Below are 19,634 nucleotides of genomic sequence, written 5' to 3'. Positions count from 1 at the left end.
GGCACACCCACCCGCCAAAAAATACCTTCGGTAGATCAGCGGGCAAGGCCGGATTTTTTCAGCTGCTGCCACACCCGGAACGCGGTGTGGGGCATGTCAAAGTGCGTCACGCCCAGGTGCGCAAAGGCGTCCACCATGGCGCTGGTGAAGGTTGGGATGCTGCCGACGTGCGGCGACTCTGCCACGCCCTTGGCGCCCAGCGGGTGGTGCGGCGAGGGCGTCACGGTGTAGTCGGTTTCCCACTTGGGGGTTTCCACGGCGGTGGGCAAGAAGTAGTCCATCAGCGAGTTGCCCTGGATGTTGCCTTGCGCATCAAACGACAGCAGCTGCCCCATGGCGACCGCAAAGCCTTCGGTCAGGCCACCGTGAATCTGGCCCTCGATGATCATGGGGTTGATGCGGGTGCCGCAGTCGTCCAGCGCATAGAAGCGGCGTATCTTGGTCTCGCCCGTGCCCTTGTCGATGTCCACCACGCAGAGGTAAACGCCAAACGGGAAGGTGAAGTTGGGCGGGTCGTAGTAATGCACCGCTTCCAGGCCGGGCTCCAGGCCTTCGGGCGGCTGGTTGTAGGCGGCCCAGGCGATGTCCTTCATGGTCTTGAACTTGGCGTCGTTGCCGCGCAGCTTGAAGCGGTCGATTTCCCACTCCAGATCGGCTTCGCTGACTTCCATCAGGTGGGCCGCGATCTTTTTGGCCTTTGCGTGGATCTTGCGGGCGGCCATGGCAATGGCTGCTCCGGCCACCGGCGTGGAGCGCGAGCCGTAGGTGCCCAGGCCATAGGGCGCGGTGTGGGTGTCGCCTTCTTCAACCTGAATCACCTCGGACGAAATACCGAGTTCAGTGGCAATGATCTGGGCGTACGTGGTCTGGTGGCCCTGGCCCTGCGAAATGGTGCCCATGCGGGCAATGGCGCTGCCGGTGGGGTGCACGCGAATCTCGCACGAGTCGAACATGCCGACGCCCAGAATGTCGCAAATCTTGCTGGGGCCCGCACCCACCACTTCGGTAAAGCTGACCAGGCCGATGCCCATCAGCGTGGGGCAATCGGGGTCGGCGCGCTTGGCGGCTTGTTCGGCGCGCAGGCCCTTGTAGTCAACGGCCTGCAGCACCTTGTCGAGCGCGGTCTGGTAGTCGCCCGAGTCGTATTCAAACCCGAAGGCGGAGGTGTAGGGGAACTGCTCGCGCTTGATGAAGTTTTTGGCGCGGATCTCGGCCTTGTCGATGCCCAGTTTTTGCGCCAGCACGTCGACCATGCGCTCCACGAGGTAGACCGCCTCGGTCACGCGGAACGAGCAGCGATACGCCACGCCGCCCGGCGCCTTGTTGGTGTAGACACCATCGACGCGGCAGTAGGCGTTGGCAATGTCGTAGCTGCCGGAGACGATGTGGAACATGCCGGCCGGGAACTTGGTCGGGTCGGCGCAGGCGTCAAACGCGCCGTGGTCGGCAATCACGTTGGTGCGCAGCGCCAGGATCTTGCCGTCGGCCGTGGCGGCCAGCTCGCCGGTCATGTGGTAGTCCCGCGCAAAGGCCGTGCTGGAGAGGTTCTCGATGCGGTTTTCAATCCACTTGACGGGCCGGCCCAGCACGATGGACGCCACGATGGCGCAGACGTAGCCGGGATAAATGCCGACCTTGTTGCCAAAGCCGCCGCCAATGTCGGGCGAAATGATGCGCACCTTGGACTCGGGAATGCCCGACAGCATGGACACCACGGTGCGCACCACATGCGGCGCCTGGCTGGTGATCCAGGTGGTCAGCTCGCCCCGAACCGGGTCGAACGAGGCCACCGCGCCGCAGGTTTCCAGCGGGCACGGGTGCACGCGCGGGTAATGCATGTCCTGCTTGACGGTGACGGGCGCGCTGGCAAAGGCGGCGTCGGTCGCTTCCTTGTTGCCTGCGTCCCAGGTGAAGATGTGGTTGTGGTGGTAGCGCTTGCCGTGCGCGCCTTCGGTCTTGCCGGCCAGGTCTTCGCGAATCACGGGCGCGCCTTCCTTGAGGGCCTCGAACGGGTTCACCACCACGGGCAGTTCCTCGTACTCGACTTCCACCGCCTCCACGCCATCGGCCGCGGCGTAGCGGTCATCGGCAATCACCACGGCCACTTCCTGCATCTGGAAGTGCACCTTTTCGTCGGCCAGCACGGCGGCCACGTCGCCGGCCAGCGTGGGCATCCAGTGCAGCTTGAGGGGCTTGAGGTCTTCGGCCGTCAGCACCGCCACCACGCCCGGGATCTTGAGCGCTTCTTCCTTGTTGATGCGCAGGATGCGGGCGTGCGCCAGCGGCGAGCGAACAATCGCCATGTGCAGCATGCCAGGCAGCTTGATGTCGTCGACATAGTTGCCCTTGCCCTGGATGAAGCGGGCATCTTCCTTGCGCAGGCGGGACTCGCCCATGCCCATCAGGGCTTTTTCGCGGTCACTCATTGGTGCGTTCATGTGTGTCTCCTGTGTCGATGGCCGCGTGTTACGCAGACACCTTGTCTTGTTGCAGGGCGCGGGCGGCGTGCAGGACGGCCTTGACGATGTTCTGGTAACCCGTGCAGCGGCACAGGTTGCCCGACATGCCGACGCGAACTTCTTCTTCGGTGGGGTTGGGGTTTTCTTGCAGCAAGCGGGAGGCGCGCATCAGCATGCCGGGGGTGCAAAAGCCGCACTGCAGGCCGTGTTCCTTGTAAAAGCCTTCCTGCACCGCGTGCAGGACACCGGCCTGGGCCAGGCCTTCCACGGTGTTGACCTCGCTGCCTTCGCACTGCACGGCCAGGTGGGTGCAGCTTTTGATGGACTGGCCGTCCACGTCCACGGTGCAGGCGCCGCAGTGGCTGGTCTCGCAGCCAATGTGTGCGCCGGTGAGGTTCATTTTTTCCCGCAGGAAATGAATCAGCAGCGTGCGCGGCTCCACCAACTCCTCGACTTTTCGGCCGTTCAGGGTCATGGACACGATTTGCTTGGTCATGGGTTTGTCTCCTGTTGTTCTTGAATCAGTGGCAGCGTGCGGCAGCGGTGCGAACGGCGCGCTGGGTCATCTCGGCGGCCATGGCGGTCTTGTACTCGGCGTCGCCGCGCAGGTCTTCTGCCGGGTCGCATACGGCGCGCACGGCCTCGCCCACCGCCGCCAGCGTGGCGTCGTTCACGGGCTGGCCGATCAGCGCGGCTTCTGCGGCACGGGCACGCAGTGCCGTGGGCGCCACGTTGGTCAGGCCAATACGGGCTTCGGTGACCACGCCGCCGCGCATGCGCATGACCACGGCAGCGCCTGCCGTGGCCCAGTCGCCTGTCTTGCGTTTGAGCTTTTGGTAGGCGTAGCCGGTGCCCGATTCAAACGGCTTGACCAAAATGGCCGTGAGGATTTCGTTCTCGGCCAGCTCGGTCATGTAGGTGCCATGGAAAAAATCGACAGCCAGCACGCGCCGCTCGCCGCTGGGCCCCTGGAGCACAAACGTGGCCTCCAGCGCCATGGCAATGGCGGGGTGGTCGTTGCCAGGATCGCCGTGGGCAATGTCGCCGCCAATGGTGCCGCGGTTGCGCACCTGCGGGTCTGCAATCAGCTGGGCCGCTTCGGGCAGCAGGGGCACACGGCCCTGCAGCAGCGGGGAAACAATCAGCTCGCTCTCGGTCGTCATGGCGCCGATGCGGATCAGTCCGCCTTCCTCACGGATGCCGCGCAACTCGGGTATGCGGTTGATATCGATCAGCGCGCCCGGTTGCGCAAAGCGCAGCTTCATCATGGGCAGCAGGCTGTGGCCGCCGGCCAGCAGCTTGGCGTCGTCGCCCAGGCTGGACAGCAGGGAAATCGCCTCGCCCACAGAGCGGGGGGCGTGGTACGCAAACGCGGGTGGAATCATTTTGTCTCCTTTTAGGGTTTCAGGACCTTCAAGAAACGGACTCTAGCCCCAGCCAAACCGGCCGGGGCGGCTAAGCAATCAACGGGTTCCCACAGCGCACGAACGGCAACAAAATTGCACGAACGAAAAACCGGATCCTGCGAGACCGCCTGTCAGCGCCGCGTTGACCAGGGGGCTCAGACCTTGGCGGGCACGGCGTCCACCAGGCCCAGCCGCTCCATCAGGCGCGGCGCACTGGCGCGCGAGACCGGGATTTCCACGGGGATGGAGCCCATCATGTGCAGCGTCATGCGGCCGTCATCGCGGGCAATTTCCTCGACATGCGACAAATTGACGATGTAGCTGCGGTGAACGCGCAAAAACAGCTTGGGGTCCAGCCGGCTTTCAATGTCACCGATATTGAGGTTGCAGAACTGGCTGCCCTGCCCGGTGTGGACCCAGGTGTAATGCCCTTCGGAACGGATGAACGACACACTGGGCACATCGACCAGCAGCACCCGGTTCTGCTTGACGGTGGGGATCTTGAGCAACTGGCGCTTTTCAAGGGCCTCGCGGCCGCTGCGCGCGACAGTGCTGTCCACCTCCTGGCTGACCACTTCGGTGATGTCGTAGAAAACCAGGGTGTAGCCGGTGGTGGCGCCCTGTACATCACCGACCTTGGACACCTTGATGAGCAGCATGCGGTCGGGGATGCTGATCATCATGGCCATGGGCGGCGGGTTGTTGACCGGGCATTCCGCATGCCCCAGCAGGAACTTGACCTTGGCCGCAGCGGCCTCGGGGTGAAACGAGGTCACCAGCTTGCCAAAAGGCAGCTTTTCTTCAACCGGCAGACTACGGCGCGCAAAGTCGTTCATGCCGATCACGTGCAAGTCGCGGTCAAGATGAACTATGCCCACGTCAAAGCGCTCTAAAAGATAGAGCCACGAGTTTGGAGACGCAGGAGGCACGGCGACAAATGGACAGGTTTTCATGGAAGCTCCCTGATTTTTTGAAAGTTCCCTATGGCGGGGCGGCATTTTCGTGACCCCAGACGGACGCTCATGCAGGCCTGACGCGCTTCGTTCAAGCGCCTGGCAAGAAACGGCGGCAAGGATTAAAGTTTGTGCACTTGCAGGATGCTTAAAGCTGCCGGTATCGCCACGCTTCGGGGGATCCTTTAAATGTTGATAGCGTCACGCCGACATCACCATGGGGTTTACCCGAAACTGGCGCCTTAATTTTTCCCGCATGGAGGATGAATGTGAACACTCCGCCCCACTGGCTGCTGCGCAGCTTCGGTTCTGCCACGATCACACCCGCCGTGCTTGTTTTGCTGGTGGGCCTGACGCTGTATGCGCTGCGCCAGCCAGGCGCCCTGATGGCGGGCGGGCAGTTCGGCGTCATGGCGGTGACGCTCGCCACGGTCGCCCTGGGGTGCGCCGCCCTGACCTGGGTACGGCCCCAGCGCGCCGGATTGTCCCCGCCTCACATCATGCTGTCCCTGGGCTTTGGCGGCATGCTGCTGGGACTGCTGGTCGACAACCTTCACCTGGGGCCGGCCCGCCTGAACGACCTGTGCGCCCAGTCTGCCGCGCTCGGTTTTTTTGACAGTTTGAAGCTGCACACGGAATTTTTGCCAGGAATGCACACCGGCATGCTGGCGGGCGGGCTGCTGGCGATTCCGGGCCTGCGGCTGCTGCGGTCGCACTGCGGGCGTTACCTCTGCTCGCTGTTTGTGCAGAACCTGATGTGCTCGGCGTGGATGCTGATCGGCATGACGGCAGGGGCGCTGTGGTTTTCGCGCTTGACGCTGACTGCGGGCGAGAACGCGCTGACGGGCATGCTGGGCGGCATGTTCATGGGCATGACCTGGGGCATGGTGCTGAGCGTGGCGCTTTACCGCGGATTTTTTGCCTGGCGTGACCGCCGCGCCAAAGCGCGATGAACCGCCTTTGCCGCCTGGCGGCTTTTCCCATCTATTGAAAAGGATCAAATCCGATGGACAGTACCGATCTGGTTGTTTTAAGGAAAAGCGTGGAGTGGCTGCAGGCTGGCCACCGGCTGGCCCTTGCCACGGTGGTGCAGACCTGGGGCTCGGCCCCCCGGCCGCTGGGGTCCTGGCTGGTGGTTCGCGAAGACGGACAGGTCATTGGTTCGATCTCGGGCGGTTGCCTGGAAGACGACCTGATTCGCCGGGTGCGCAGCGACATCCTCACGCAGACTGCGCCGCAGGTCGTGACCTACGGCGTGACCAAGGACGAGGCGGCCCGCTTTGGCCTGCCCTGCGGCGGAACCGTGCGCATTGTGGTCGAGCCCCAGCCCGACCTGGCGCTGCTGCAAGCACTTCTGCAACGCATCCTGGACAAGCGCCTGACCGTGCGTGAACTGGACCTGCCAAGCGGCAAGTCGCTGCTGCGCGACGCGAGCCGTGCGGACGTGGTCAGTTTCGATGGCCAGATCATGCGCACCGTCTACGGTCCGCGCTGGCGACTGCTGGTGGTGGGCGCCGGGCAGTTGTCGCAGTACGTCTGCCAGTTTGCGCTGGCGGCGGACTATGAAGTGATGGTGGTGGACCCGCGCGAGGAGTTCACGGAGGGGCTGGCGATGGCTGGCGTGGACTTTCGGCGCGGCATGCCCGACGACGTGATTCTGGAGATCGGCGTTGACAACCACACGGCGGTGCTGGCGCTCACGCACGACCCCAGGCTGGACGACATGGCGCTGCTGGAGGCGCTGAAGTCCTCGGCGTTTTATGTCGGTGCACTGGGCAGCCGGACCAGCACGGCCAGGCGCCGCGAGCGACTGGCGCTGTTTGACCTGAGCGCCGAGGAAATTGACCGGCTGTACGGGCCGGTTGGCCTGTTCATTGGTGCCGATACGCCGCCCGAAATGGCCTTGTCGATCATGGCGGAGGTCACGGCGGCCAAGCACCGGGTGCCCATTCTGCAAAAGCGTCAAATTGCTTCCGCAGAACTGAGCACCCGCCACGAAAGCATCGAGGCGCTGTCGGCGCCACGCCAGCGTTAATCGGGACGCGCCGGATGTACCCGGCCAGCGCCGCGGCCTTGGCCGGTTGAATTGGCCGGCTGAACGCTCAGTGCGCCTGCGGCCCGAAGCTGAACACGCCCGGCGCGCGGATAGTGTCCACATCGACCGCAATGGTGCTCTTGGGCGGAAAACGGCCTTCCAGCAGCAACTTGGACAGCGGGTTTTCGATCCGCTGCTGAATCGCGCGTTTGAGCGGCCGCGCACCGAACACCGGGTCAAAGCCGACCTTGGCCAGTTCGGCAATCGCCGCTTCCGACACCTCCAGCGCCAGGTCCATCTTGGCCAGACGTTCGAGCAACACCTTGAGCTGGATGCGGGCGATGGATTCGATGTTTTTCGCATCGAGCGCATGGAACACGACGGTTTCGTCAATGCGGTTCAAGAACTCGGGACGGAAATAGTTCTTCAACTCGTCGGTCACCGCTTCCTTGATCTCTTCGTAGGGCTGGCCAACCATGGACTGGATGATCGGAGAACCAATGTTGCTGGTCATGACGATCACGGTGTTCTTGAAGTCCACCGTGCGGCCCTGGCCATCGGTCAGGCGGCCGTCGTCGAGCACCTGCAGCAGCACATTGAACACATCCGGATGGGCTTTCTCCACCTCGTCGAGCAGCAGCACGCTGTAAGGCTTGCGCCGTACGGCTTCGGTCAGGTAGCCGCCCTCCTCGTAACCCACATAGCCCGGCGGCGCGCCAATCAGGCGGGCGACTGAGTGCTTTTCCATGAACTCGCTCATGTCAACGCGAACCAGGTGCTCTTCGCTGTCGAACAGGAACCCGGCCAGCGCCTTGCACAGTTCGGTCTTGCCCACGCCCGTGGGGCCAAGGAACAGGAAGGAGCCGGTCGGGCGATTCGGGTCGCTCAGGCCCGAACGGGAGCGGCGGATCGCATTGGCTACCGCAGCGATGGCTTCGTTCTGGCCGACCACACGATCATGCAGCTTGTCCTCCATCTGCAGCAGCTTGTCCCTTTCGCCCTGCATCATCTTGGACACCGGAATGCCGGTGGCGCGGCTCACCACTTCGGCGATTTCTTCAGCGCCAACCTGGGTACGCAAGAGCTTGGGCGCGTTGTCCACGCCCTTCTGGGCCTCGCTGTCCTGCGTGGCTTTGAGCCGCTTTTCCAGCTCGGGCAGCTTGCCGTATTGCAGTTCTGCCACCTTGTTGAAATCGCCCTTGCGGGTAAATTCATCAATCTGGATACGGATGCGGTCAATCTCCTCCATCACGTCTTTGGAGCCGAGCGCCTGGGCTCTTTCAGCCTGCAGGATTTCGTTGAGATCAGCGATTTCTTTTTGCAGCTTGTCGATTTCTTCCTCAATGAGGCCAAAACGCTTTTGCGAGGCTTCGTCCTTTTCGCGGCGCACGGCCTCGCGCTCAATCTGCAACTGGATCAGCCTGCGCTCGAGTTTGTCAATCACTTCGGGCTTGGAGTCGCGCTCAATGCTGACTTTGCTGGCCGCCTCGTCGATCAGGTCGATTGCCTTGTCGGGCAAAAAACGGTCGGTGATGTAGCGGTGGCTCAATTCGGCCGCTGCCACGATGGCCGGGTCGGTGATCTGCACGCCGTGGTGCAGTTCGTACCTTTCCTTGAGACCGCGCAAAATGGCAATGGTGGCTTCCACCGTCGGCTCACCGACCAGGATTTTCTGGAAACGGCGCTCCAGTGCAGCGTCTTTTTCAATGTACTTGCGGTATTCATCCAGCGTGGTGGCGCCCACGCAATGCAACTCGCCTCGCGCCAGCGCAGGCTTGAGCATGTTGCCCGCATCCATCGCGCCTTCGGCCTTGCCGGCGCCCACCATGGTGTGCAGCTCGTCAATAAAAACAATGGTCTGGCCTTCGTCCTGCGCCAGTTCCTTCAGCACGGTTTTCAGGCGCTCCTCGAACTCGCCGCGAAACTTGGCGCCCGCCAGCAAGGCCGCCATGTCGAGCGAGAGCACGCGCTTGCCCTTGAGCGAATCGGGCACCTCGCCGGCCACGATGCGCTGGGCCAGGCCTTCGACGATGGCGGTCTTGCCGACGCCGGGCTCGCCAATCAGCACGGGGTTGTTCTTGGTGCGGCGCTGCAGCACCTGGATGGCACGGCGGATTTCATCGTCGCGGCCGATCACCGGATCGAGCTTGCCGAGGCGTGCACGCTCGGTCAGGTCCAGGGTGTATTTCTTGAGGGCTTCACGCTGGCCTTCGGCGTCGGCGCTGCTGACATTCTGGCCGCCGCGCACGGCGTCGATCGCCGCTTCCAGCGCCTTGCGGGTCAGGCCGTTTTCCTTGGCGATACGGCCCACGTCGCTCTTGCTGTCGGTCAGGGCCAGCAAAAACAACTCGCCAGCAATGAACTGGTCATTGCGCTTGATGGATTCTTTTTCAGTCGCTTGCAGCAGCCTGGCCAGATCCTGGCCCACCGTGATCTGGTCTTGCCCCTGCACCTGCGGCAGCTTTTTGACGGCGGCATCGGCCGCCTGCATCAAGCCATTGACGTTGACGCCCGCCCGCTCCAGCAGGGCGCGCGGCCCGTCCTCCTGGCGCAGCATGGCGGCCAGCAAGTGGGCCGGCTCGATGTAGCCGTTGTCGTTGCCCAAGGCCAGCGACTGCGCGTCGCTCAGGGCTTCCTGGAATTTGGTGGTCAGTTTGTCTTGCCGCATGTAGTCACTCCGGGTAAAACTCTAAAAAGATTGGTCCCCTTCGATCTTGGGCCTTTTCTGCGGGTTTGCAAGGCGTGCCAGGCGGCGGCGCGCGCTTCAATCAGCCAAGCTTGATCAAAATCAAACTTGTAACGGCCGGCTCAGGCGTTGCCGGCGCTGATGCCCCACTTGGCCAGCGCCGCGTCGTCGCTGACGCGCGCATCGACCCAGCGCGCGCCTTCAGGCGTCTGCTCTTTTTTCCAGAACGGCGCCTGGGTCTTGAGGTAGTCCATCAAAAACTCGCAGGCCTGAAAGCTCTCGCCCCGGTGCGCGGACGTCACCGCCACCATCACCACCTGGTCCAGCGGCTGCAGCAGGCCGACACGGTGAACCACGCGGGCGGCAAAAATATCAAAGCGCGCGCAGGCCTCGTCAATCATGGCTTCGATGGATTTCTCGGTCATGCCGGGGTAGTGCTCCAGCTCCATGCTGCTGACGCTCAAGCCATCATTGCGGTCACGCACCGTACCCACAAAGCTGCAAACGGCGCCTACCCGTTTGTCGCCCTGGCGCAGCGCGTCAAGCTCTGCACCCAGGTCAAAATCCTCAGTCTGAATCGATACGCGGGCCGTCATGTCAGCCTCCGGTCACAGGCGGGAAAAAGGCGACTTCGCAGCCTTCGGTCAGCGCCGCCGACTCGTCGCGCATGACCTGGTTGAGCGCCATGCGCACCGACTTGCCGCGCGCCAGGCCGGCGGCATGCGCGGGGCTGACGGCCAGCAATTCATCGCGCAGGTCCGACAGCGTGCGCGCGCGGGTTTCACGCACTTCGCTGCCCTGCCCCATGGTTTCGCGAACGGAGGCAAAGTATTTGATGGTGACTTTCATGGGCCAGGCTTTCAAGAAACAGGGTTCACGACAAAAGGGCCGAAAACGGCATGAACTGCACCGTGTCACCGTGCGCAATGGTTTGGCCGGCCGGGTTGTCCACCAGGCCATCAGCCCACACCGCAGAGGTCAGCACGCCGGAGCTCTGGTTGTCAAACAGCGCCAGCCCACCGTCAGCGTCGCGCTTCACACGCAAAAACTCACGGCGTTTGTCGGCTTTAGGCCAGTCAAAATGGGCAGTCGCCGTCATGGACTCAGGCGCGACGTCGGTCACCCCCTGCAGCCTGAGTAAAAAGGGTCGGACCAGCAGCAAAAAGGTCACGAAGCTGGACACCGGATTGCCCGGCAAGCCAATGAAATGGGCCGTGCCGACCTGGCCATAGGCAAATGGCTTGCCGGGCTTGATGGCCATTTGCCACAGCATCAAACTGCCCAGCGCCTGCACGGCGGGCTTGATGTGGTCTTCTTCACCGACCGACACGCCGCCGCTGGTCAGGATCAGGTCGTGCTGCTGGCTGGCGCCCTGTAGCGCGGCAATCGTCGCATCGAGCCGGTCGGGCACGATGCCCAGGTCGGTCACGGTGCAGCCCAGGCGCTGCAGCAGGGCCTTCAAGAAGAAGCGGTTGGAGTTGTAAATGGCGCCGGGTTTCATGTCCGCGGGTGCCACATCGCCGGGCATGACCAGCTCGTCGCCGGTGGAAAACAAAGCCACGCGGGGCCGGGGCGCCACGGGCAACTGGCTAAAACCGATGCTGGCCGCGAGCCCGAGGGAGGCCGGGCTCAGCCGTTCGCCGCGCTGCAGCACCACGGCGCCTGCGGCCACGTCTTCGCCACGACGGCGAATCCACTGCCCCGGTGCGGGCGACGCTTGCATGCGGATACCCGTAAAAGGCTGGTCGCCGGCGGCCACGGTGTCGCAGTCTTCCTGCATCACCACGGCATCGGCGCCGGGCGGAATCGGGGCCCCGGTGAAGATTCGCGCGGCACAGGCCGGCGCAAGGGGCTGCCCGCTGCTGCCGGCCGGGATGCGCTGGTGGACCTGCAGCACAGTCTGGGCGCCGGACCAGTCCGCACAGCGCACGGCGTAGCCGTCCATGGAGCTGTTGTCGTGCGCGGGCACGTCCAGGGCGGACACCAGGTCCTCGGCCAGCACGCGGCCATCGGCGTCAAAGGTGGAAACCACCTCAATACCCTGCAGGGGCGTGGCCAGGGCCAGCAGTTCGGCCAAGGCCAGGTCAAGCGGCTTGAGCGGTGCGCGCCCAGGCGGTGCGCTGGCGGGAATGGGAGGGATTGCAGGCGCAGGGCTCATGGCGAGGTGTCCGGAATTGGCGTGAACCAGCAGTGGTTGATTAGTCGAGGCGGTCTTCAAACGAATACTGGAACCGCTCCTGATTGTTGACCAGGTAGTCGGCTACCGCATCGGCATTGTTCAAATCCAGCACGGGGCGCAGGGTGGGCTCAGGCAACTGGCCGGGTGCGTCGGTGGCAATGGCCACGATGAAATCGTCGTGCATGTAGCGGGCCGGCTTGCCGACGTAGCTGGCCGAGGGCGCGCGCCAGACCTCTATTTTGAGCAGGTCGCTATTCTTGAAGCCTTCGACCAGCACCCAGTCCACGCCATCGTAAAGCTCGGCAATCAGGTGGTGAACCGTTAACTCCGTGGGCTGCTCAAACTCACGCATCAACGCCAGCCGGTTTTGCGAGGCCACGACCACCTCAAAAGCGCCGGCTTCGCGGTGCCGGTGCGTGTCCTTCGCCGGATGGTCAATGTCAAAGCTGTGGTGCGCGTGCTTGACGATGGACACGCGCAGGCCGCGCAGCTTGAGGGCCGGAATCAGTTGCTCGACCAGCGTGGTTTTGCCCGAACCCGAGTACCCGGCAAATCCGACGACCTTCATGGCGTCGCCCTCAGCACACCAGAAATGCTATTAATTAAATAGCAAGAAACAACCGAAAAATATGGGCCGGAGATTGATTTAATGCACATTTTCAACAATGTAGCGCTTGATCATTGCCACGTCGGCAGGCACCACCAACACCCGCTTGGGCAGGGCTTCGATACCCTCAAACCGGGCCGGACGGTCGGGCGACCGCCCCAGCGCTTCCTCGATGGTGGCGGCAAACTTGATGGGCAAGGCGGTTTCCAGCACGATCATCGGCACACCGGGCTGCATCTGCTCGCGCGCGACTTTCACGCCATCGGCGGTGTGGGTGTCTATCATGGTGCCAAAGCGCTCGTAGGTGTCGCGAATGGTGGCCAGGCGGTCGGCGTGCGTGCTCTTGCCACTCGCAAAGCCGTAGCGCTGGGCGGCCGACTGGAAGGCCGGGTCGGCGCTCAGGTCAAACTGGCCCTGGCTGCCCAGTTGGTCATGAAACAGCGCCTTGACCCTGGCGCCATCGCGGCCCAGCAGGTCAAACACAAATCGCTCGAAATTCGAGGCCTTGGAAATGTCCATCGATGGGCTGGAGGTTTCATGCGTGTCAGCGCTGCCGCGCACGCGGTAAACGCCGGTGCGGAAAAACTCGTCGAGCACGTCGTTTTCATTGGTGGCGACCACCAGCTTGGCGATGGGCAGCCCCATGCTGCGCGCCACATGACCGGCGCAGACGTTGCCAAAATTACCCGAGGGTACGGCGAAGCTGACCTTTTCGGTGTTCGACGTGGTCGCCTGGAAGTAGCCGGCAAAGTAGTAAACGACCTGGGCCATCAGGCGCGCCCAGTTGATCGAATTGACGGTGCCAATCTTGTACTGGCGCTTGAATTCGAGGTCGTTGGACACGGCCTTGACAATATCCTGGCAGTCGTCAAACACGCCTTCGACGGCGATGTTGTGGATGTTTTCGTCCTGCAGGCTGAACATTTGCGCCTGCTGGAAAGGACTCATGCGGCCGTTAGGTGACGTCATGAACACGCGCACGCCTTTTTTGCCCCGCATCGCGTATTCAGCGGCGCTGCCGGTGTCGCCGCTGGTGGCGCCCAGAATATTGAGCTCTTCACCGCGCCGGGCCAGTTCGTACTCGAACAGGTTGCCCAGCAACTGCATGGCCATGTCCTTGAACGCCAGCGTCGGGCCGTTGGACAGGGCTTCGAGGTAGAGGCCACTTTCAAGCGGGCGCAGCGGCACGATTTGCGGGGTGCCAAACACTTCTTCGGTGTAGGTTTTGGCGCAAATCGCTTTCAGGTCAGCCGCTGGAATGTCGTCGATGTAGAGCGACAGCACTTCAAACGCCAGATCGGCGTAGCGCAGGCCGCGCCATTTGGTGAGCGTGGCATCGTCCACCTGCGGATAGTGCTCTGGCAGGTACAAGCCGCCGTCGGGCGCCAGGCCTTCGAGCAGAATCTGGCAAAACTGTTTGCGCTCGGGGTGGCCGCGCGTGGAGAGGTAACGCATCACGCCAGTTCCTCCTTGCGGATGCGGGTGATGGGCGCGAGCACGGTGGGCAGCGACTGCATTTGCGCGAGCGCCTCGTTCATCCTGGCTTCCACGCAGTCATGGGTCAAAATGATGAGGTCGGTTTGCGTGGCGCCTTCGCCGCCGACTTCGTCGGCTTCGCGCTGCAGCACGGCGTCGATGCTGATGCCCATCGAGGCCAGAATGCCGGTGACCTTGGCCAGCACGCCGGCTTCATCAGCCACGTTCAGGCGCAGGTAGTAGCTGGTCACCACCTCGGACATCGGCACGATGGGCAGGTCGCTCATGGCGTCTGGCTGGAAGGCCAGGTGCGGCACGCGGTGCTCCGGGTCGGCGGTGTGCAGGCGTGCAATGTCGACCAGGTCGGCGATCACGGCGCTGGCGGTGGGCTCGCTGCCGGCACCCTTGCCGTAATACAGCGTGGTGCCCACGGCGTCGCCCTGCACCACCACCGCATTCATTGCGCCTTCGACGTTGGCGATCAGGCGCTTGGCCGGCACCAGGCTGGGGTGCACCCGCAACTCGATGCCATTGGCAACGCGCTTGGTGATGCCCAGCAGCTTGATCCGGTAGCCGAGTTGCTCGGCGTAGCGAATGTCTTGCGCCGCCAGCGCCGTGATGCCCTCGACATAGGCCTTGTCGAACTGCACCGGGATGCCAAAGGCAATCGCGGACATCAGCGTGACCTTGTGGCCCGCGTCGACGCCTTCAATGTCGAAGGTCGGGTCCGCTTCGGCATATCCCAGGCGTTGCGCTTCTTTCAGCACCACGTCAAAGTCCAGGCCCTTGTCGCGCATTTCAGAGAGGATGAAATTGGTGGTGCCGTTGATGATGCCGGCAATCCACTGAATGCTGTTGGCGCTCAAGCCTTCGCGCAGGGCCTTGATGATGGGGATGCCGCCGGCCACCGCCGCCTCGAAGGCAACCATGACACCCTTGCGCTGCGCCGCTGCAAAAATCTCGGTGCCGTGCACGGCCAGCAGCGCCTTGTTGGCAGTGACGACATGCTTGCCCGCCTCAATCGCTTCCAGCACCAGGGCCCTGGCAATGCCATAGCCGCCAATCAGCTCGATAACGACATCAATATCGGGGTTGGCGATCACTTTTCGCGCATCGTCCACCACCTGCACGCCCTCGCCGACAGCGGCTTTGGCACGCGCCACATCGAGGTCGGCCACCATGGTGATTTCAATGCTGCGGCCGGCGCGGCGCCTGATCTCTTCCTGGTTGCGCTTGAGTACGTTAAAGGTGCCCGTGCCCACGGTGCCGATGCCCAGAAGGCCTACCCGGATCGGGCTCAAATTCGTTGATGTCATAGTCAGCTGGCGTCTTGTTTGTAAAAAATCGGAAGTCAAATATGGTTGTTGCGCCAGGTTTCCAGAAACTTGGCAATGCGCCCAATGGCCTCGCGCAAATCGTTTTCATGCGGCAAAAAGACGATGCGAAAGTGATCCGGCGTGGCCCAGTTGAAACCCGTGCCCTGCACCAGCATGACGCGGGTTTCTTCGAGCAGTTCCAGAAAGAACTGGCGGTCGTCGGTGATGGGGTAAATCCTGGGGTCGAGCCGGGGAAACATATACAAGGCGGCGCTGGGTTTGACGCAGCTCACGCCCGGAATGGCGGTGATCAACTCATACGCCAGGTCGCGCTGGCGGCGCAAGCGACCGCCCTCGCCCACCAGTTCGTTGATGCTCTGGTGGCCGCCCAGCGCGGTCTGGATCGCCCACTGGCCAGGCACGTTCGAGCACAGCCGCATGTTCGAGAGCATGTTGAGCCCTTCGATGTAGTCACGCGCGGGCCTCTTGTCGCCCGACACCACCATCCAGCCTGCGCGGTAACCGCAGGAACGGTAGCTTTTACTCAGGCTGTTGAACGTCAGCGTCAGCACGTCCTGCGACAGGCTGGCAAGGGCGGTGTGGCGCGCGCCGTCGTAAAGCACCTTGTCATACACCTCGTCGGCAAAAATAACCAGGCCGTGCTCGCGTGCGATCTCGACAATGCCCGTGAGCAGCGCGTCGGAATACAGCGCACCGGTCGGGTTGTTGGGATTGATGACGACGATGCCGCGCGTGGACGGCGTGATCTTGGCGCGGATATCGGCCAGATTGGGCATCCAGCCATTGGCCTCATCGCACAGGTAATGCACAGGCGTGCCGCCCGACAGGCTGGCAGCCGCCGTCCACAGCGGATAGTCAGGCGTGGGGACCAGCAACTCATCGCCGTCGTTCAGCAGCGCGTTGGTCGCCATCACGATCAATTCGCTGGCGCCGTTGCCCAGGTAAATGTCATCCAGCGTGACGCCCTTGACGCCCTGCTTTTGCGTCTCGTGCATGACCGCCTTGCGCGCCGCAAAAATGCCTTTGCTGTCCGAATAGCCGGCCGAGTTGGGCAGGTTGCGGATCATGTCCTGCTGAATTTCTTCAGGCGAGTCAAAGCCAAACACGGCAAGGTTGCCAATGTTGAGCTTGATGATTTTTTGGCCTTCTTCCTCCATCTGCTTGGCCCGGTCCATGATGGGACCGCGAATGTCGTAGCAGACGTTGGCTAATTTGGCAGATTTGGTGATCAGTTTCATGGCGCTTGTTTCAATATCCGGGCACTAACCGCTCCGGCAACCTGGACGGCAAAATCAACCGCAAAAGCCCGGCCAGAAGGGGAACGAGGCCGCGCTGTAGCGGGGAATTAGAGCGGAATCTATAATTTGACCACATAAAAAGCGGTTTTCGCTTGCAGTCGGCCAGCAAAGCGGGCTTGGCTTGTTGCCGTTTTCCGGCCCCTCAACGCCCTGAATCTTCATGAAACTCCAACCAGACCATCTTGATGTCCAATCCATTTTGGGCTATGGCCCCGGCTGGGTCGGCCTGGGGCGCAATGGCATCGCTGAAAAAATCGAACACAGCGTCGTGATTGGCTCAGGGGGCGAGAAATTCGACTGGAATTGCGCGCATTTTGAGAAACTCACCGCCGAGCACTTCGCGCTTCTTGCGGATACCAGGCCCGAACTGGTGATTTTCGGCAGCGGAGCGCGCCTGCGCTTTCCGCCGCCCGCGTTTTTGCGCGTCCTGATGGCGCAACGCATTGGCATTGAAACCATGGACACACTGGCCGCTTGCCGCACTTACAACATTTTGGCGGGCGAGGGACGCCGGGTGATTGCGGCACTTCTGATTGAGGCAACGGGAAGCCAGACTGAAAGGATTCCTCTTTCAGAGTAAAATATCGGGTTGCTCTTGGTACTGCACGCGAACTCCCAGCCCGGGTTCTGCCACCATAACAACCAAAAGCCACGGCTAATTACAACTACTTTCGTCAGGGTCTACTCAGTATGGCAGTCGTCGTCAACAAACCACTTCCCGAATTTGAAGCGAACGCTACAGGTGGCCTCAAGGTTTCCAACCAGACCCACCTGGGTCATGTTGTCGTACTTTACTTTTATCCCAAAGATAACACCCCCGGATGCACCACGGAAGCCATGCAGTTTCGTGACCGCTACAAAGATTTCGTCAAGGCCGGCGCCACCGTGTTTGGCGTGTCACGCGACAACATGAAGTCCCATGACGAGTTCAAGGCAAAACTTGAACTGCCTTTCGAGCTGATTGCAGATACCGAAGAGAAAATGTGCCACATGTTCGGCGTGGTCAAAAACAAGATCATGTACGGCAAAAAAGTCAAAGGCATCGAGCGCAGCACCTTTCTGGTCGGTGCTGATGGCCTGCTGAAAGACGAATGGCGTGGTCTCAAGGTACCTGGCCATGTGGATGACGTCCTGAAAGCGGTCAAGGCCCTGAAAACTACGGCGTGAAGACGCATTGAGGTACGAATGAAACGGGCTATTGCCCTGTCACATGAGTTGTGCATAATGAGTTTATGTTGGTGACCTTCATAAACGTACCCCAAGAAAAAGCCGCCCGGTCACGAGGCGGCTTTTTTACTTCCAGAACCTCCAAACCTTCTTTGTCCAGAAAGTTTTAAGCACTATGCCCCTGCCACCCGCCCCCACCAAACGTGCCGCGCTGCTCTCGCCTGCCGTACTCAACGCGCCGGTCCATCCGTCACCCAGGCGGGCACGAAAACCAGAGGCGACAGTATCCGCACAAAAGCCCCCGGTACTGGACCTGCTTGAGAGCCGCGCAGCCGACGCTGGCGCGAGGCCGCTGGTCTTTAAAGGCAAAGAGCCTGCCAGCCCTGAGCTGGCAAGCACTGAAGGCTATAAAAAAGAGCGCATTAAAAAACCAGGACTGGCAGCAAAACCCGCTAAAGCCAAATACGCGGGGCCAGCCAAACTGTTTGTACTCGATACCAACGTCTTGATGCATGACCCAATGTGCCTGTTCCGCTTTGAGGAACACGACATCTTCCTGCCCATGATCGTGCTTGAAGAACTCGACGGCCACAAAAAGGGCATGACCGAGGTGGCCCGCAATGCGCGCCAGACCAGCCGATCGCTCGACGCCCTGGCAGGGTCGCAGGGTGCGGATATAGGCAAGGGACTCAAACTCGATACAACCGGTCACCGCGAAGCCGGTGGCAGCCTGTTTTTCCAGACCAAACCGCTGGACTACACGCTGCCCCTGAGCCTGCCGCAAGGCAAGGCTGACAACCAGATCCTGGGTGTCGTGGAAGCACTGCGCAAGGAATACGCGCCGCGCGAGGTGGTGCTGGTGTCCAAGGACATCAACATGCGCGTCAAGGCCAGGGCGCTCGGGCTGGCCACCGACGACTACCAGAGCGACAAAACACTGCAAGATGACGATCTGCTGTATTCAGGTTCGCTGGCACTGCCTCCCGACTTCTGGACGCGCCAGAGCAAGACCCTTGAAAGCTGGCAACAAGGCAGTCACACCTTCTACCGCATCGAGGGACCGATTGTGTCCAGCATGCTGATTAACCAGTTTGTATTTTTCGAGGCGCCGGGCGAACCACCGCTGTATGCCCGAGTCACTGAAATTCAGGCTAAAACAGCGGTACTGAAGACCCTTAAGGATTACACCCACCTCAAGCACGCCATTTGGGGCGTGACCATGCGCAACCGTGAACAAAACTTTGCCATGAACCTGCTGATGGATCCAGAGGTTGACTTTGTGACGCTGGCAGGCACCGCAGGAACAGGCAAAACGCTGATGGCGCTGGCCAGCGGCCTGACGCAAGTGCTCGACGATCGCCGCTACACCGAGATCATCATGACGCGCGCCACGGTGTCGGTGGGCGAGGACATCGGCTTTCTGCCGGGCACCGAAGAAGAAAAGATGGGCCCCTGGATGGGCGCACTGGACGACAACCTCGAAGTCCTCGGTAAAACCGACACCAGTTCCGGAGAATGGGGCCGCGCGGCAACCAATGAATTGATTCGCTCACGCATCAAGGTCAAAAGCATGAACTTCATGCGCGGCCGTACTTTTCTGAACAAGTACGTCATCATTGACGAGGCGCAAAACCTGACGCCCAAGCAAATGAAAACACTGATCACCCGCGCGGGGCCGGGCACCAAGATCATCTGCATGGGCAACCTGGCGCAAATCGACACGCCCTACCTCACCGAAGGCTCATCGGGCATGACATTTGCCGTGGATCGTTTCAAAGGCTGGCCGCACGGCGGCCACATCACCCTGGCACGCGGTGAGCGCTCCCGACTGGCAGATTTCGCCAGCGAGGTGCTCTGAGCCGAAGGAGAAGATTCTCCTGCGCCTGAAATGGTGCAGGCGTAAAAAAAGCCAAGTCAAACGACTTGGCTTTTTTATTGCTTTTTTTTTGAAATTCTGGTGGGCGGTGCAAGTTTCGAACTTGCGACCCCTGCAGTGTGAATGCAGTGCTCTACCCCTGAGCTAACCGCCCT

At 61.7% G+C, this 19,634-nt stretch carries 17 protein-coding genes and 1 tRNA gene; 5 read left to right on the top strand and 13 right to left on the bottom strand.

What is annotated here, in order from left to right:
• Positions 1-35: 35 nt before the first annotated feature.
• The 4 genes from IV091_RS10475 to IV091_RS10460 all read right to left on the bottom strand — a co-directional run bounded on the left by IV091_RS10475 (position 36) and on the right by IV091_RS10460 (position 4,818).
• Positions 36-2,438 carry an aerobic carbon-monoxide dehydrogenase large subunit gene (locus IV091_RS10475; RefSeq protein ID WP_293468396.1) on the bottom strand — a complete coding sequence of 801 codons (2,403 nt, stop codon included), beginning with the start codon at positions 2,436-2,438 and terminating at the stop codon, positions 36-38.
• Between the two features lie 28 nt (positions 2,439-2,466).
• Positions 2,467-2,955, bottom strand: a complete 489-nt coding sequence (locus IV091_RS10470; protein ID WP_293468394.1) for a (2Fe-2S)-binding protein — start codon at positions 2,953-2,955, stop codon at positions 2,467-2,469.
• 25 nt (positions 2,956-2,980) lie between these two features.
• Entirely contained in the window at positions 2,981-3,844 is an 864-nt protein-coding gene (locus IV091_RS10465) for a xanthine dehydrogenase family protein subunit M (protein ID WP_293468392.1), read from the bottom strand.
• A gap of 176 nt (positions 3,845-4,020) precedes the next feature.
• The gene (locus IV091_RS10460) at positions 4,021-4,818 is read right to left on the bottom strand and encodes a LytTR family DNA-binding domain-containing protein (RefSeq protein ID WP_293468390.1); all 798 of its coding nucleotides are present in this window, start codon (positions 4,816-4,818) and stop codon (positions 4,021-4,023) included.
• A 269-nt stretch (positions 4,819-5,087) separates the two neighbouring features.
• Here IV091_RS10460 and IV091_RS10455 point away from each other — a divergent pair, with 269 nt between their 5' ends.
• Both IV091_RS10455 and IV091_RS10450 read left to right on the top strand, forming a co-directional pair.
• Positions 5,088-5,771: a hypothetical protein gene (locus IV091_RS10455; RefSeq protein WP_293468388.1), complete on the top strand. Its 684-nt coding sequence runs from the start codon at positions 5,088-5,090 to the stop codon at positions 5,769-5,771.
• A 53-nt stretch (positions 5,772-5,824) separates the two neighbouring features.
• Complete coding sequence (locus IV091_RS10450) at positions 5,825-6,853, top strand: XdhC family protein (RefSeq protein WP_293468386.1); 1,029 nt, start codon at positions 5,825-5,827, stop codon at positions 6,851-6,853.
• 67 nt (positions 6,854-6,920) lie between these two features.
• Here IV091_RS10450 and clpB read toward each other — a convergent pair whose 3' ends face one another.
• The 8 genes from clpB to IV091_RS10410 all read right to left on the bottom strand — a co-directional run bounded on the left by clpB (position 6,921) and on the right by IV091_RS10410 (position 16,376).
• Positions 6,921-9,521: an ATP-dependent chaperone ClpB gene (clpB, locus tag IV091_RS10445; RefSeq protein WP_293468384.1), complete on the bottom strand. Its 2,601-nt coding sequence runs from the start codon at positions 9,519-9,521 to the stop codon at positions 6,921-6,923.
• Positions 9,522-9,661: 140 nt separating this feature from the next.
• Entirely contained in the window at positions 9,662-10,135 is a 474-nt protein-coding gene (locus IV091_RS10440) for a molybdenum cofactor biosynthesis protein MoaE (protein ID WP_293468382.1), read from the bottom strand.
• Position 10,136: 1 nt separating this feature from the next.
• Positions 10,137-10,388, bottom strand: a complete 252-nt coding sequence (locus IV091_RS10435; RefSeq protein WP_293468380.1) for a MoaD/ThiS family protein — start codon at positions 10,386-10,388, stop codon at positions 10,137-10,139.
• A gap of 25 nt (positions 10,389-10,413) precedes the next feature.
• On the bottom strand, positions 10,414-11,697 hold the full coding sequence (gene glp, locus IV091_RS10430) for a gephyrin-like molybdotransferase Glp (RefSeq protein WP_293468378.1): 1,284 nt from the start codon (positions 11,695-11,697) through the stop codon (positions 10,414-10,416).
• 40 nt (positions 11,698-11,737) lie between these two features.
• On the bottom strand, positions 11,738-12,286 hold the full coding sequence (gene mobB, locus IV091_RS10425; protein WP_293468376.1) for a molybdopterin-guanine dinucleotide biosynthesis protein B: 549 nt from the start codon (positions 12,284-12,286) through the stop codon (positions 11,738-11,740).
• A 78-nt stretch (positions 12,287-12,364) separates the two neighbouring features.
• Positions 12,365-13,780 carry a threonine synthase gene (gene thrC, locus IV091_RS10420; protein WP_293468374.1) on the bottom strand — a complete coding sequence of 472 codons (1,416 nt, stop codon included), beginning with the start codon at positions 13,778-13,780 and terminating at the stop codon, positions 12,365-12,367.
• Positions 13,780-15,102 (bottom strand): homoserine dehydrogenase, encoded by a 1,323-nt coding sequence (locus IV091_RS10415; protein WP_293468398.1) that lies wholly within the window; start codon positions 15,100-15,102, stop codon positions 13,780-13,782. The genes thrC and IV091_RS10415 overlap by 1 nt, the downstream gene beginning before the upstream one ends.
• Before the next feature lie 50 nt (positions 15,103-15,152).
• On the bottom strand, positions 15,153-16,376 hold the full coding sequence (locus IV091_RS10410) for a pyridoxal phosphate-dependent aminotransferase (protein ID WP_293468372.1): 1,224 nt from the start codon (positions 16,374-16,376) through the stop codon (positions 15,153-15,155).
• A gap of 220 nt (positions 16,377-16,596) precedes the next feature.
• On the opposite strand from IV091_RS10410, the gene IV091_RS10405 reads away from it, so the two are divergent.
• From IV091_RS10405 to IV091_RS10395, 3 genes are all read left to right on the top strand, one after another.
• Positions 16,597-17,016, top strand: a complete 420-nt coding sequence (locus IV091_RS10405; RefSeq protein WP_293468370.1) for an Mth938-like domain-containing protein — start codon at positions 16,597-16,599, stop codon at positions 17,014-17,016.
• Positions 17,017-17,126: 110 nt separating this feature from the next.
• Positions 17,127-17,603, top strand: coding sequence for a peroxiredoxin (locus IV091_RS10400; RefSeq protein WP_293468368.1), 477 nt, complete (start codon positions 17,127-17,129; stop codon positions 17,601-17,603).
• A 175-nt stretch (positions 17,604-17,778) separates the two neighbouring features.
• Positions 17,779-19,461 carry a PhoH family protein gene (locus tag IV091_RS10395; protein ID WP_293468366.1) on the top strand — a complete coding sequence of 561 codons (1,683 nt, stop codon included), beginning with the start codon at positions 17,779-17,781 and terminating at the stop codon, positions 19,459-19,461.
• A gap of 97 nt (positions 19,462-19,558) precedes the next feature.
• Here IV091_RS10395 and IV091_RS10390 read toward each other — a convergent pair.
• Positions 19,559-19,633 (bottom strand) — tRNA-Val (locus tag IV091_RS10390).
• Position 19,634 lies beyond the last annotated feature (1 nt).

The organism is Polaromonas sp., from assembly GCF_018780625.1.
In the GTDB taxonomy this organism is placed as follows: domain Bacteria; phylum Pseudomonadota; class Gammaproteobacteria; order Burkholderiales; family Burkholderiaceae_C; genus Polaromonas.
This window is presented reverse-complemented; position numbering and strand designations above follow the sequence as displayed.

Excerpts from the sequence above, each read along its gene's own strand:
- IV091_RS10475 (WP_293468396.1), bottom strand. The coding sequence starts at position 2,438 with ATGAACGCACCAATGAGTGACCGCGAAAAAGCCCTGATGGGCATGGGC.
- IV091_RS10470 (WP_293468394.1), bottom strand. The coding sequence starts at position 2,955 with ATGACCAAGCAAATCGTGTCCATGACCCTGAACGGCCGAAAAGTCGAG.
- IV091_RS10465 (WP_293468392.1), bottom strand. The coding sequence starts at position 3,844 with ATGATTCCACCCGCGTTTGCGTACCACGCCCCCCGCTCTGTGGGCGAG.
- IV091_RS10460 (WP_293468390.1), bottom strand. The coding sequence starts at position 4,818 with ATGAAAACCTGTCCATTTGTCGCCGTGCCTCCTGCGTCTCCAAACTCG.
- IV091_RS10450 (WP_293468386.1), top strand. The coding sequence starts at position 5,825 with ATGGACAGTACCGATCTGGTTGTTTTAAGGAAAAGCGTGGAGTGGCTG.
- clpB (WP_293468384.1), bottom strand. The coding sequence starts at position 9,521 with ATGCGGCAAGACAAACTGACCACCAAATTCCAGGAAGCCCTGAGCGAC.
- IV091_RS10440 (WP_293468382.1), bottom strand. The coding sequence starts at position 10,135 with ATGACGGCCCGCGTATCGATTCAGACTGAGGATTTTGACCTGGGTGCA.
- IV091_RS10435 (WP_293468380.1), bottom strand. The coding sequence starts at position 10,388 with ATGAAAGTCACCATCAAATACTTTGCCTCCGTTCGCGAAACCATGGGG.
- glp (WP_293468378.1), bottom strand. The coding sequence starts at position 11,697 with ATGAGCCCTGCGCCTGCAATCCCTCCCATTCCCGCCAGCGCACCGCCT.
- mobB (WP_293468376.1), bottom strand. The coding sequence starts at position 12,286 with ATGAAGGTCGTCGGATTTGCCGGGTACTCGGGTTCGGGCAAAACCACG.
- thrC (WP_293468374.1), bottom strand. The coding sequence starts at position 13,780 with ATGCGTTACCTCTCCACGCGCGGCCACCCCGAGCGCAAACAGTTTTGC.
- IV091_RS10410 (WP_293468372.1), bottom strand. The coding sequence starts at position 16,376 with ATGAAACTGATCACCAAATCTGCCAAATTAGCCAACGTCTGCTACGAC.
- IV091_RS10405 (WP_293468370.1), top strand. The coding sequence starts at position 16,597 with ATGAAACTCCAACCAGACCATCTTGATGTCCAATCCATTTTGGGCTAT.
- IV091_RS10400 (WP_293468368.1), top strand. The coding sequence starts at position 17,127 with ATGGCAGTCGTCGTCAACAAACCACTTCCCGAATTTGAAGCGAACGCT.
- IV091_RS10395 (WP_293468366.1), top strand. The coding sequence starts at position 17,779 with ATGCCCCTGCCACCCGCCCCCACCAAACGTGCCGCGCTGCTCTCGCCT.